Raw genomic sequence first — 13,060 nt, forward strand, 5'->3', positions numbered from 1 at the left:
AAAATACGCGGATTAACCAGGTATTGCTGACAAAATCCCCCGAGATCCGGGAGATTATGGATCTGGACAATACCTCCATCATTACCAGCCGGGTGCCAATATTTCGTGGTACGCAGTGTATTGGGGTGGTGTGTTCGTTTACCGATACGCCGCAAATCCAAAAAGTGGAGCGGATTATTCGCGGCAAGCTGATGAAAAAAGGCTTCACCGCCCGTTACCGTTTTGAGCATATCCTCACGCAAAATAAACACATGGAGTCGGTCATTCATCTGGCAAAAATTTATGCCAATACCCACTCCCCGGTGATGATTTATGGGGAATCCGGCACCGGTAAAGAGCTATTCGCGCAGAGTATTCATAACCAGAGTAAACGCCACCGGGGTCCATTTGTCGCCATTAACTGCGCCGCCATTCCGGAAACCCTGCTGGAAAGCGAACTGTTTGGCTATGAAGGGGGCTCTTTTACCGGCGCGCGGCGCGAAGGAAAAGAAGGTCTGATAGAACTGGCGCACCAGGGAACCTTATTTCTCGATGAAATTGGTGAACTGCCACTGCCTATTCAGAGCCGCCTGTTACGCGTCTTACAGGAATACGAAATTATGCGGGTGGGGGGAAAGGATATTATCCCTGTCGATGTGCGTATTATCGGCGCCACTAACCGATCGCTGGAAAAAATGGCGGAGGAAGGCTCGTTTCGCGGCGATCTCTACTACCGGTTGAACGTCTTACCGCTAATGGTGCCGCCGCTACGGGAAAGAGACGGCGACGTCCGTTTTCTGGCTGAGCACTTCCTCGAAAAATCGGGCTGCGGGCATAAACTGGCGCAGTTCATCGCCCTGTTTTCCACTTACAACTGGCCGGGAAACGTGCGTGAACTGAATTTTATCATTGAACGACTGGCACTATTATCGGCCGGATTTCCGGACGCTTCGCTGTTTGAGATATTAAATCTGACCGGTTTTAACGCGCTTAAATCCTGCAACGCGTCACAGACAAATGGGAGGATCGTCGCGGATCTGAGTAAAGGACAGCTGAAAGTCATCATTAAAGATCTCGAGCGACAGATTATTGCGTTCTACATGGATCTTTTTGAACAGGATCAAGAGAAAGTCGCCGCCCATCTGGGGATCAGCAAAATGAGTTTATGGCGAAAATATAATCAGATGGACCGCTAAGGGAGGGCAACGACGCAATGCCGGTCGCCTGCTGAGTCCAATATTATTTCAACTCATTCGTTGCTTTAATTCTTCTGGGGTCAATGGCGGATTATGTCGGTGTAACATCGCATGGCAATTCGGGCAGACTGGTATCAGATCGTCAATGGGATCCAGATGATAATCCTCTTTAATCGCCGAAAGCGGTACCAGATGGTGAATATGGATAAACCCCTTGCCGATTTCGCCGTATACCTTTGACATGTCGAGGCCGCACACCTTGCATTGATAGCCATGATACTCAAGCGCTTTCTGTCGAGCATTGCGATCGCGTTCATAACAATTCACCACCACCTGCGTAGCCGCTCCTTCCACATAGTCGATTTGCGATGTTAGCTCATCGGGGAAAAGGGTATCGCTGACAGTTGCAGCCCCCTTTTCTCCCTGCACGATGTGAAATCCTTGCTCAATCAACAAACGCACGCATTTCGATTTGATACCTCCCGAGAAATCCTGCGGCGTGAATGTTTTCCCGGTCATCAACGTTGCCGCGATCCCCACGATCGCTTTTGAAGCGATAGCGGCGGCCATCAAACACTACCTCATAACGTCGGGCCTCTTTGAAAAGATGAGGGAACCAGTCATCGTAGGCTCGAATGGCTTTAATAATGTATTTCCGTGGCAATCGATCGGGTAATTCATTCATTTGATATGATCCATGTAATCCGGGGCTTTGCTTGTCTCATTGGCAAGACTCCGTGACCCCACCAGTGTATCCCTCCTTCACCGCTTGATCAGGCCGTATTTTGCGAGCATCATCGCAATTATTTCTCGAGTAATGAAATCAATGGGTTCCATTCAGATGCTGCAACAGGCAATTACCGACATGACGATCTGGCGCAAAGGCGAGCAGCGCGCGCCGCATAAGCCATTACTGCTGTTATACGTACTGGCGGGTTATCAGCAAGGTCATGGGCGTCTGTTTGATTATGCTTCGGAAGTTCGCGATAACCTACGTAGTCTATTGGAGCGATTTGGCCCCCAACGCGCCCAGTACCGACCGGACATGCCCTTCTGGCGTTTACAGGGAGACGGTTTCTGGCAACTGCAAAACGCGGAGCGCTGTTCCACATTTGGCAGTAGCCGACAACCTCCCGCTGGTGAACTGGTTGAATTTAACGTTGCTGGCGGCTTTGATAAGCAACATTACGACCATCTGATAAAAAGTAAGAAACTGATTAATTCACTCGCCCGACAAATCCTCGAAGCCCATTTTACCGAAAGTATTCAGGAAGAACTCGCCGATGAACTGGGATTTGAACTCCAGTTGCTTCGTAAACAGCGCGATCCCCTGTTCCGCCAGCAGGTACTGCGAGCCTACAACTATGAATGCGCCATTTGCGGCTACAACATGCGGCACGACAATACCTCTGTCGCGCTGGAAGCTGCCCATATCAAATGGAAGCAGTACGGTGGTCCTTGCGAAATTCCGAATGGTCTGGCCCTCTGCGCAATCCATCATAAAGCTTTTGATAAGGGATCCATTGGATTAGATGAGAGTATGCGAGTACAGGTTTCAGAAGCGGTTAACGGTAGCGGGATCGTCGGCAGGCTGTTTTGGGATTTTCAGGGGAAGATCATTTCTCTACCGCAGGTAAAAGCCTACTGCCCGCAGGACGAATTCGTGGATTGGCATAGGAGAGAGGTGTTCAGGAGATGATAAAGATCAGGCTTGCTCAGGAAACATTAGAACTTTCAGTAGCCATGACAAAAAATAGGGTATGATACTTTCGTTTAACTTGCGTTAGATTAGGTCAAAACTCTTTTATCATATATCTCACAAGTGGTCTTTCTATAAGGCTAACATCATTGAAAAGCACAAAAATTACCCTTTTCACAGCATAGAGTTAATATTTATGAATGAGAAAAAAATCATTGAAATTGCGAATCTGGAAAATGATTGTAAAATTGGCAAGGACAGGCACTTTATTGCTGCCGACAGAAAAAACAAATGGCGAATCTATCTGGGTTTATTTGCCGTCGTAGGCTCCGCTGTAATATCATCTGGAATAGGCAAGAGCATATTAGAATTACTAAATTCTTATCTTCAAATAGAACATTGGGCCTCCTGGGATACGGCTTTGAGTCATATCCTTCCATTATTAGTTGGTATTTCAACTGCAATTATCGGTTTTCTTGGTTTAGAGAAACAAACGGCACAACATCGATATGTCGGCAATGCCTATATTGAAATATCCAGGAAAGCAAGATCTCTTTTAAATGAAATCAATAAAAACAATTATAATGAGAAAATAAAAGAATACGAACCTTTATTAGAAAAGTATCTGGAGATAAACAAAGAGGGTGAGTCATGTCCGACGAATAATAGCGACTCATTCAAAGCGATGAGTATGAATGCTTACCGACGCAATGCCATCAAAGGAAAACTAGCTGAGATGGAAAAGGATATTATAAAATTTAGCACCAAGAAAAAACGTACGACATTAAAGCTAAGTACTATTGTAAGTGTGAATATAAAGATAAAAATCGCCTACGTATTATGCTCATTAAAAATCATCAGGAAAAGAGATTATTTACGCTATGTGAAATGCTATCTGACATTATCCTGTTAATCTCATCGTACAACGGGCGATTAAGCCCGTTCTCAATCAAACCGGTGCAGGTCGCCCACACAGAACGATTCATCAACTCAGCGTGCCCTGTAACACCTGCACTTATCTGCCCTGAAACCTGCATCATGCAAGCATGTCCGGCATTGCTTTTCACCCTCGAAAATAGTACGGTCACACAAGAAGAATTCTTCGTGGACGGTGGAAAATTATGCCAATAATTCAGTCTGTTGAACGTGCTTTGCAGATCCTCGACTTGTTTAATGAACAGGCTACGGAACTCAAAATCACCGAGATAAGCAAACTGATGGGATTGAGCAAAAGTACCCTCCACTCTCTTCTTAAAACGCTTCAGTTGCATGGCTATATCGATCAGAACCCGGAAAACGGAAAATACCGTCTGGGAATAAAACTGGTCGAGCGTGGCCACTTTGTCGTTGGCACAATGGATATTCGCCAGAAGGCAAAAAGCTGGTTGATCCGGCTCTCGCAGGAAACGGGACAAACCACCCATTTGGGTATTCTGGACGGCAACGAAGGCGTCTATATTGAGAAAATAGAAGGTAAGCAGGCTGCCATCGCTTATTCACGAATTGGTCGCCGCTTGCCTGTTCACGCCACGGCTATCGGTAAGGTATTGCTCGCCTGGCTGGATGAGGAAGAACTTGCTGCGGTGTTGGAGGGGTATCAGTTCAATGGCTTTACCCCCGCCACCCTTACCGATCGCGCCTCGCTACTTGCCGCGCTGAAAGAAACCCGCCATAACCAGTATGCGATGGATAACGAAGAGAATGAGCCCGGCGTGCGCTGCGTCGCGGTACCGGTCTGGAATCATGAATCACGGGTTATCGCAGCCCTTAGCCTCTCCACTCTCACTTCTCGCGTAAACGACGCCGAGCTGGCCGTCTGGCGTCAGAAACTGATGGATGCCGGGCTGGGGCTGTCGATAACGCTGGGCTATCGTCAACCCTGACCCTGTGTCTCGCTAAACTTTCGGTTGATAAGAGAAGGTGGCGAAATCGGCGTAGCAGCCGTCGCCGCTAATATCCTCACAGTGCAAACCAACAAATGCCCCGGTAAAGAAGCCTCTGCCGCCAATATAGTCATCCGACAGTTTCCACGCCTCAAACGTTAGCGGAATGGTCTGCCAGTGGTCACCATCAAATGAATAGCTATAGCGGTATTCCAGATTGTCCACATCCACTCGCAGCCAGACGTTTTCCGCATTCTCCGGCACCAGAATCGGATTATCGTAAAGATGCCAGTGCGCCACGTTGTGATCGAGTTGAATAATCTTCAGCGTTCGTCCGCGCCCCTCTTCCCAGTCCATAAAGCAGTACGTCCAGTTTTTACTGTTGTAGTAACAGGTTAGCCCCGCGCTTTGTTGGAAGTAGCGCGGAGAAAAGGCCAGCTGCGTTTCAGCACGAAAACAGAAATGCTGCCAACGGCGAGCGACCGTTGACTGGGTAAAGGTGGAGTTCAGCGAATCATTGCCATACAGACGTAAAAATCCAGGTCGGGCGGTCAGCGAGCCAAGCTGGTCATCAAACGGAATACGTAGGGTCTGCAATTCCGGATCGAGCCTTTCACTGTCAAAATCCGTTCGCCACGCTCCCGTTCCAACGCTAGCCTGCTCTGTCATACGTGGCCCCGGCACCGTCAGCGCCGCGTGTTTGCCCCCTTCAACATAGGGCCAATCGTCACGCCACTCGATACGCGCAATCCCTGTCTCACGCCCGAGCGGACAGTATCCCCGCCCGCCTGCCGCTAATCGCGGAATTCCCGGAAGATGTAACGGACGGCTGGTCAAATACGCCAGATACCATTCGCCGGTATGGGTCTCCAGCAGTGAACCGTGACCACTCTTCTGTAGGGGGTTTTCCGGCAGATGCCAACTGGTCATCATCGTCACATCGGGATGCAGTTCGTACGGCCCATCAATATTTTTTGCCCGCAATACCACCACGGCATGTTCGTAACTGGTTCCCCCTTCCGCCACCATCAGATAGTAGTAGCCCTCGCGACGATAAATATGCGCCCCTTCGGTATAGCCCAATGGAGTACCCGTAAAGAGCGTTGAACGCTGCGGCGAAAGGGTTTGCGTGTCAGCAAAAAACTCCTGCAACACAATGGTGTTATGAGGATTACTGTGATGACGCGGCCCCCACGGGCGATAGATGTAATACTTTCGTCCATCCGCATCATGAAAGAGTGAAGGGTCAAACCCGCCGTTGCCCATTGGCACAGGCGCGCTCCACGGCCCTTCAATAGATGGCGCGGTAACCAGGAAGTTACGGCCATTTTTCCACGGCGAATCAACGATTTTTACGTCGGTATACAGCAACCAGAATTTGCCATCGGCATAGCTCAGGCAAGGCGCCCAGATGCCGCCAGAATCCGGATTGCCTTTCATATCCAGCAGCGCCACGCTGTCGAGCGGAGTACTGGCCAGAGACCAGTGTTTCAGGTCGCGAGAATGATAAATTCGCACACCGGGAAACCATTCAAAGGTTGAGGTGGCGATATAGTAATCCTCGCCCACACGACACAGAGACGGGTCCGGGTTGAAGCCGGTCAGGATCGGGTTTTCAATCTGATACATGGTTCTCTCCTCAGTTCACTGCCACAGCGGCATCGGCAGGTTTGCTCTCAGGCTGCGCGGTGCGCTGACGTTGCAGCTGCTGGCTGATCTCTTCCACACGCTTGCTGCTCAGTTTGTAGAACGAAAGCAGTGTGAACATACCGACGTAAAGCACGACCGGTACGATGCAGAAGAGGATTTTGATGGTCATCAGGACGTTATCTGGCTGCACGGCGTTGCTTGCCGAGTAGCTGGAGAAGGCAAGGATCCAGCCCACCAGCGCGCCGCCAATGGCCAGACCGATTTTCAGGCTGAAAAGATAGGTAGAGAACACCAGGCCATCAAGGCGACGCCCACTTCGGCTCTCTTCATAATCCACCACATCAGAGGCCATTAACCATTGCAGCGGTGTGGTGGTATTAAAGACAAACAGGAACACAATATTCAGCGCAAATATCAACGCGATATTGTCCGACGGAATAAAGAAAATACTCAGGCTGATCAGTGAATAAATGCCGATGATCCACTTAAACGACGTCACGCGATCGAATCTGCCAAGCAGACGAGACGAACAAAGAGAACCAAACATCGTCGCCAGGCTGCCATAGAGCAGGAACTGCGTTGCCAGCTCAGGATGGTCCATCACGTATTTTACAAAATAGAGTGTTGCGCCGCCGCGAACCACGTTCGAACCGGTCGCCATCATTTTAAAGGCGCACATAATTCGCCACTGGCTATTCCCCATCAACAATTTAAGGTCTTTCTTAACCGATGATTCAGGTTGAATCTCGAACGTATAACGCTCTTTCGTTGTAAAGAAACACACGAACAGCAGCACTACGCCACAAATACCCAATACACACATCGCGCCGAAATAGCCGACCTGTTCATCCCCCTGGCCAATAATTTTTACCAACGGCAGGGCAATGCCGCTAATGGCTAATGAACCGGCAGCGGCCAGGAAAAAACGCCACGATTGTAAAGCATGACGCTCTTTTGGATCAGCGGTAATGGCGCCGGGCATGGCACAATAAGGGACATTCACAAAGGTATAAACCAGCGTCAATAAAATATAGGTGACGCATGCATAAATGATTTTGCCCTGGGCGGAGAAATCAGGCGTATAAAATGTTAATACGCAGACAATGCCAAACGGGATCGCTCCCCACAACAAATAGGGACGAAACTGGCCGTAGCGGGTACGCGTTCGGTCAACCATTAACCCCATTAATGGATCGGTTATCGCATCCAGCACGCGTGAAATCAGGAATAATGTGCCCATTACGCCTGCCGACAAACCAAAAACATCGGTATAAAAGTAGGCCAGTAAAAACATCGTGGCCTGCCAGACGAAACCGCAGGCGGTGTCCCCCAGTCCATAACCAATTTTATCTTTCATTGTTAACTGCATTTCTACCTCCAGAGAATATGAGAGAAATACGTTCCGAATGACCGGGACCTACAAAATTAAATATCTGAACGTGAACTTTGTGAGGAATACACCCTTTATCCGTATGCTTACCAGATGATGCTTACGAGGAAGATTGTAGAGAGGGATTCGATGAGACAACAATTGTCATATTTGCTTTAGCGGTTATGTATTTTAACTTCTGTGATAACGATGCACTTTTCAAGAAAATAAAAAAAAGACATCCTCCCGTGAAGGATAATATATTTCAGGACAATATTATTCGTCGCCGAAAATAGTGTTCCGGCGACTGATTAATTAATTTTAATTATTCAAAGCCCAAGTGCTTTTTTCCCGGCGTTAATCACCTCAATAATTTTATCCGTATCGTAGATGCACCCTTTCCAGGTTCCACCGCTTACCGCCTGCAATGCAGCCCACAGTCGGGTGTCGTCAGGCAGATAGTCATGGGGCTTCAGGTCGGGATGTAACTCGCGCTCCGCCAGAACTGTCGCGCCCTCTTCCGGCGTCAGTCGTGCTTGTGCGCTGCCGATAAAGTTCACGCTGCCTTTCAATGACAAGCGATCGACCACAATTTCAATCACATCCCCCGTGCGCAATTTGCCGATCGGCCCGCCCGCGAGCGCTTCCGGCGCAACGTGCCCCAGGCAAGCGCCGGTGGATACGCCGGAAAAACGGGCATCGGTAATGAGCGATACGGTTTTTCCCCATGAGATATGCTTCAGCGCAGAAGTGAGCTGGTAAGTCTCCTCCATGCCAGTGCCGGATGGCCCACCGCCGATAATCACCATGATATCGCCCTGCTGGATCTGCCCTTGTTTGATGGCTTTGATCGCCGCCTCTTCCGAGACAAATACGCGCGCCTTGCCCGTATGGCGATAAACACCGTCATCATCCACCACAGACGAGTCGATCGCCGTCGCTTTGATCACTGACCCTTCTGGCGCGATATTACCCACCGGGAACGCCACTGTGGAGGTCATCCCTTTCGCTTTTGCCCCTTCCGGCGACAGGATTACGTCATCAGGATCCACACCGTCCTGATCGCGCAGGCACTGACGGAATTTCGCCCGACGTTCGGCGTGCTCCCACCAGTCGAGGTTTTCACCGAGTGTTTGCCCGGTTACTGTCATCACATCTTCATGCAGTAGTCCCAGTCGACGCAGGTGCAGCATCACCTCCGGCACGCCCCCCGCCAGGAATGCACGCACCGTCGGGTGATAATCCGGGCCGTTGGGCAACACGCTGACCAGGCGCGGCACTTTGCGGTTGATCGCGCTCCACTGCGCCACATCCGGCAGGCGGCATCTGGCGGCATGGGCGATCGCCGGTATATGCAGCAGCAGATTCGTCGAGCCTCCGAAGGCCGCATGCACCACCATCGCATTCTCTATCGCTTTGTCGGTGAGGATGTCGCGGGCAGTAATCCCTTTTTCATCCAGCGCCATCACTGCCCGCGCCGATTGACGCGCAATCTCCAGCCACACATCCTGGCCTGACGGTGCCAGCGCCGAGTGCGGCAGCGCCAGTCCTAACGCTTCCGCCACAACCTGTGATGTCCCTGCGGTCCCCAGGAACTGGCATCCGCCGCCGGGCGACGCGCAGGCGCGACACCCCAGTTCGGATGCCTCTTTCAAACTCAACTCATTATTAGCGTAACGAGCACCGATGGTTTGTACCTTTCCGGCATCTTCGCCGAAGGTGGGCGGTAATGTCGCCCCGCCCGGTACGAGGATCACCGGCAGATCGTGCATTGACGCCAGCGCAATCATCGTTGCGGGCAACCCCTTATCACAGGTCGCCACGCCAATGACCGCCCGCCGTGTCGGTAGCGAACGAATCAAACGGCGAAAGACAATCGCCGCGTCGTTACGATAAGGCAGCGAATCAAACATGCCGTGCGTCCCCTGCGAACGACCGTCACACGGATCGCTGACAAATGCCGCGAAAGGAATGCCACTGAGACGGGTAATTTCCTTCGCCGCCGCCGACATTTGCAGGCCAATCTCCCAGTGCCCGGTGTGATAACCGAGAGCAATAGGGCGGCCATCTGAGTGGCGAATACCACCCTGCGTGCCAATCAATAACACTTCTCTGCCCGTGAGTTTGTTAGCATCCCAGCCCATTCCGGCATTTTGCGTCATGCCGAAAAGGTTACCGCTGGGAGACTCCAGTAACATTTGCGGCGTCAGCGGCAATGCCCCCTGGGGGCCGGCAGCGTGGGTTTTCACCGCATAGAACGGTTCATCCTGCGGCGTAAAAATGGTGTTGATAGACATTGTCTCAATCTCCCGAGCGTCGGGGTTCAGGTCGCTCCATTATTGTTCTACATTATAGAACAACGTTCTTATTTATAGATTCACTGTAATGCAGGCCATGCGTAGAGGTAAATCAGAGAGAGGAGCAGGCTGTGCGTTTTTTAGCCTTGATCACAAAACGGTAAGCAACGAAATGTAACGAGAAGGTTACGCTAACGAAATGGTCGGACAGCCACTGACTATCCGACCGTTGATGATCCCGAAAGCTAATACCCGGCAGGCTCAACCGGATGACTGTCACCCGGTATATGAGGCGATTTCACAAAGACCCCTTTCCACGGCACTTCCCCTTTGTTCACCAGAAAATGCGCTTCACCGGGATCGCAGTGCATCACATCCCCGGAGCCTAATGTGTAGGGTTCACCGTTCAGGTACAGCGTCACTTCGCCTGCCAGGGTATAAAAAATTTCACAGGCTTCGATGTGGCGATGGTTGGGAAAAGACTGACCGGGCTGGAGCATGACGACGCCCATGTCACATACCGGGCCACGAATGAGGTATTTCGGGCCACTGTCGCCAAAACGGTACTCATGCTGCGCTTCATTCGATTTAATCATGACGATCTCCTGTTATAAACCCGGCGCTTTCCACAAAGAGGTCGTCAACCCGTGATCGACCAGACCTAACTGTTCCTGATATACCGCCTGCCATTCCTCGCGCGATTCCCGATAAAGCGCATGTTTCTCCTTGTCCGGAACATGCTCCCGCTCCCAGCGCACCAGTCGTTCGCCCGTTTCAGCCATGGATGACCAAATCCCGGCCCCCACGCCAGCGGCAATCGCACAACCCAGCGCCGTCGCCTCTTTGACGACCGGAACGTTGACCGTCAGCCCTGACACGTCTGCCAGAATCTGGCTCCAGAGTTTGCCCTTCGAGCCTCCCCCGGCAAACACCAGCGACGTGGGATGGATCCCGGTAAAATCGGCGATTTGCTGTAAATTGCAGGTCGACACAATGGCCGCATTCTCTTCCAGCGCGCGGAACAGCGTGGCCTTATTACATTTTTCCGGATCGATGGACAGGTTGATGAACGAAGGGGCGGCGTGATACCAGCTCTTGAAACGCATCCGGTCGGAGAAAATCGGCATCACGCCCCATGCCCCTGCCGGCACCCGGGAAGCCATCTCCTCCAGCAGTGTATAAGTGTCGACGCCCAGGCGCTCGGCGATCAGCTTTTCTTCGGCACAGAAGGCATCACGGAACCAGCGCATCGTCAGGCCGGTAAAAAAGCTGATCGATTCAGTTTGTACCATTCCCGGAATGACGTGCGGATTAACGCGTACGTTCATCTCAGGATCAACAATCGGCGCAGGTAAATTCACGACCTGCTGCCAGAATGTGCCACCCAGTACGGCGGTTTGCGCCGGACGAACAACCCCAAGGCCGAGACAGCCCAACTGCACATCCCCGCCGCCCACCACCACCGGCGTGCCGGCTTTCAGCCCGCACAGGGCTGCAGCCTGAGCCGTCACCCTACCCAGCAGCGTGCTGGTCTCTTTGACCGGCGAGAGAATATCCGACCGCAGTCCGGCCATTTGCAGTAGTGAGGGTTTCCAGTCGCGCGTTTTGAGATCCAGCAGGCCCGTGGTTCCGGCATTGGAAGGATCGACCGCCAGCTCGCCGCTGAGCATATAGGCCATCCAGTCGCTGATCATCGTGACCGTCGAGGCGCGACGATAGATGTCCGAACGATGGTGCGCCAGCCAGAGCAGACGCGGAATGGCACTCAACGCCAGCGTCTGGCCGGTGCTGCGATAGACTTCGCTTTCGAAAGTGTAGTCGTGGATCTCTTTAAGCTCGCTGACTTCCCGTGCCGCTCTGGCATCCACGTTGGCACAGGCCCAGACCGGCGTTCCCTCTGCGTCATAGACCACAATGCCTTCGCGCATCGAACAGGCGGAAACGGCAGCTATTGCTTCCGGCGCAATACCGGCGATATGCAGTGCCTGGCGAATGCAATCACAGGCCAGTTGCCAGTTTTTTCCCAGATCAAATTCCATCGAGCCGGGCACATCCGGTACGGCAAGGTGTCGCCATTCCGCTTGTCCCACCGCAATTTGTTTGCCTTCCAGGTCGAAAATCACGGCGCGGACGCTGCCAGTTCCGGCGTCCAGTGCCATCAGGTAATGTTCTGAGTCAGAGAGGGTACAGAGTCGGGCCATCGTTTTAGTCCTCGGCTTATTATATCTGTCAGGTCGTCAATGCTTTCTCCACGGTACAAACGGAAATTCTGTTACTCCCCTGCCGTACGCCTGCACGACAGATACGCATTACTGTCCGCTGACAATGGCGGCGGCAGTTTCCTGGTCGGTGACCAATGCGTTGATATAGCCCCCTTTCATCGCGGCGGCGATCGCTTCCGCTTTATTCACGCCCCCGGCGACGCCAATCACGGTCGGGATCGTCTTCAGGGTATTGAGGGTTAACCCAATCAGTTCATCGTGAATCTTCATCTCCGGGATCACCTGCCCTTCACCATCGAAGAAGTAACCCAGAATGTCGCCCACCGCGCCTTTGCGGCCAATCATCAGTTGTTCACCCTTCGTGATATAGCCTGAGCGAATAATGGTGGCTTCATCTTTCTGGTTGATAGCGCCGATACCGACAATGGCCGCATCGGCTGCCTGGGCGGCCAGCAGGACATCCTGGACGCTATTTTCATTTTTTAACGTCCGGGCAATCTCCGCAGAAGAGGCGCGAAGCGGCGCCGGAATAATACTGACCGGACAGGCCGCGTTGAGTTGTCCAATCCCGGTCATGTAAGGCCCCACGCCACCCGACAGCGTCACCAGGCGAATTTGCTGAGCAGAAATAAACCCACTGAGCCGTTTTAAGGTATTCATGGTCGCTTCGCCGAAGCCCGCCGCCAGAATCTGCTGTGGCTGGAGTGACTCCATCAACATATGCGCAGCGCCGATCCCCAGGCGAACACATGCATCCGCGCCGGG

10 protein-coding genes and 1 pseudogene are annotated in these 13,060 nt (G+C 52.0%); 4 read left to right on the plus strand and 7 right to left on the minus strand.

Features of this window, described 5'->3' with window-relative positions:
* Positions 1-1,175, plus strand: a 1,175-nt coding sequence (locus AB7E14_RS11445) for a sigma-54 interaction domain-containing protein (protein ID WP_428169532.1), incomplete at its 5' end; no start/stop codon positions are given.
* 48 nt (positions 1,176-1,223) lie between these two features.
* On the opposite strand, the pseudogene AB7E14_RS11450 reads toward AB7E14_RS11445, so the two are convergent.
* Positions 1,224-1,860: pseudogene (locus AB7E14_RS11450) on the minus strand (HNH endonuclease).
* Between the two features lie 141 nt (positions 1,861-2,001).
* On the opposite strand from AB7E14_RS11450, the gene AB7E14_RS11455 reads away from it, so the two are divergent.
* The 3 genes from AB7E14_RS11455 (at position 2,002) to AB7E14_RS11465 (ending at position 4,757) form a co-directional block, all read left to right on the plus strand.
* On the plus strand, positions 2,002-2,874 hold the full coding sequence (locus tag AB7E14_RS11455; protein WP_316962088.1) for a phosphorothioated DNA-binding restriction endonuclease: 873 nt from the start codon (positions 2,002-2,004) through the stop codon (positions 2,872-2,874).
* 196 nt (positions 2,875-3,070) lie between these two features.
* Positions 3,071-3,787 (plus strand): SLATT domain-containing protein, encoded by a 717-nt coding sequence (locus AB7E14_RS11460; RefSeq protein WP_042999282.1) that lies wholly within the window; start codon positions 3,071-3,073, stop codon positions 3,785-3,787.
* A 208-nt stretch (positions 3,788-3,995) separates the two neighbouring features.
* Positions 3,996-4,757, plus strand: coding sequence for an IclR family transcriptional regulator (locus tag AB7E14_RS11465; protein ID WP_316962089.1), 762 nt, complete (start codon positions 3,996-3,998; stop codon positions 4,755-4,757).
* A gap of 12 nt (positions 4,758-4,769) precedes the next feature.
* Here AB7E14_RS11465 and AB7E14_RS11470 read toward each other — a convergent pair whose 3' ends face one another.
* The 6 genes from AB7E14_RS11470 to AB7E14_RS11495 all read right to left on the minus strand — a co-directional run.
* Positions 4,770-6,386, minus strand: coding sequence for a glycoside hydrolase family 43 protein (locus AB7E14_RS11470; protein WP_316962090.1), 1,617 nt, complete (start codon positions 6,384-6,386; stop codon positions 4,770-4,772).
* Positions 6,387-6,396: 10 nt separating this feature from the next.
* Positions 6,397-7,776 (minus strand): glycoside-pentoside-hexuronide (GPH):cation symporter, encoded by a 1,380-nt coding sequence (locus AB7E14_RS11475; RefSeq protein WP_042999279.1) that lies wholly within the window; start codon positions 7,774-7,776, stop codon positions 6,397-6,399.
* A gap of 329 nt (positions 7,777-8,105) precedes the next feature.
* A complete protein-coding gene (locus tag AB7E14_RS11480) occupies positions 8,106-10,073 on the minus strand; it encodes a YjhG/YagF family D-xylonate dehydratase (RefSeq protein WP_044256827.1) in 1,968 nt (655 codons plus the stop codon).
* A gap of 245 nt (positions 10,074-10,318) precedes the next feature.
* Positions 10,319-10,669: a cupin domain-containing protein gene (locus AB7E14_RS11485; protein WP_042999277.1), complete on the minus strand. Its 351-nt coding sequence runs from the start codon at positions 10,667-10,669 to the stop codon at positions 10,319-10,321.
* 12 nt (positions 10,670-10,681) lie between these two features.
* Positions 10,682-12,274, minus strand: coding sequence for an autoinducer-2 kinase (gene lsrK, locus AB7E14_RS11490; protein ID WP_428169533.1), 1,593 nt, complete (start codon positions 12,272-12,274; stop codon positions 10,682-10,684).
* 108 nt (positions 12,275-12,382) lie between these two features.
* A partial coding sequence (locus AB7E14_RS11495) for a sugar-binding domain-containing protein (protein WP_428169534.1) occupies positions 12,383-13,060 on the minus strand: 678 nt, incomplete at its 5' end.

This window comes from Citrobacter sp. (assembly GCF_050252275.1).
GTDB lineage: Bacteria > Pseudomonadota > Gammaproteobacteria > Enterobacterales > Enterobacteriaceae > Citrobacter_A > Citrobacter_A amalonaticus.

Coding starts and splice junctions, on each gene's coding strand:
- AB7E14_RS11460 (WP_042999282.1), top strand. CDS start 3,071: ATGAATGAGAAAAAAATCATTGAAATTGCGAATCTGGAAAATGATTGT.
- AB7E14_RS11455 (WP_316962088.1), top strand. CDS start 2,002: ATGGGTTCCATTCAGATGCTGCAACAGGCAATTACCGACATGACGATC.
- AB7E14_RS11475 (WP_042999279.1), bottom strand. CDS start 7,776: ATGCAGTTAACAATGAAAGATAAAATTGGTTATGGACTGGGGGACACC.
- AB7E14_RS11485 (WP_042999277.1), bottom strand. CDS start 10,669: ATGATTAAATCGAATGAAGCGCAGCATGAGTACCGTTTTGGCGACAGT.
- AB7E14_RS11470 (WP_316962090.1), bottom strand. CDS start 6,386: ATGTATCAGATTGAAAACCCGATCCTGACCGGCTTCAACCCGGACCCG.
- lsrK (WP_428169533.1), bottom strand. CDS start 12,274: ATGGCCCGACTCTGTACCCTCTCTGACTCAGAACATTACCTGATGGCA.
- AB7E14_RS11480 (WP_044256827.1), bottom strand. CDS start 10,073: ATGTCTATCAACACCATTTTTACGCCGCAGGATGAACCGTTCTATGCG.
- AB7E14_RS11465 (WP_316962089.1), top strand. CDS start 3,996: ATGCCAATAATTCAGTCTGTTGAACGTGCTTTGCAGATCCTCGACTTG.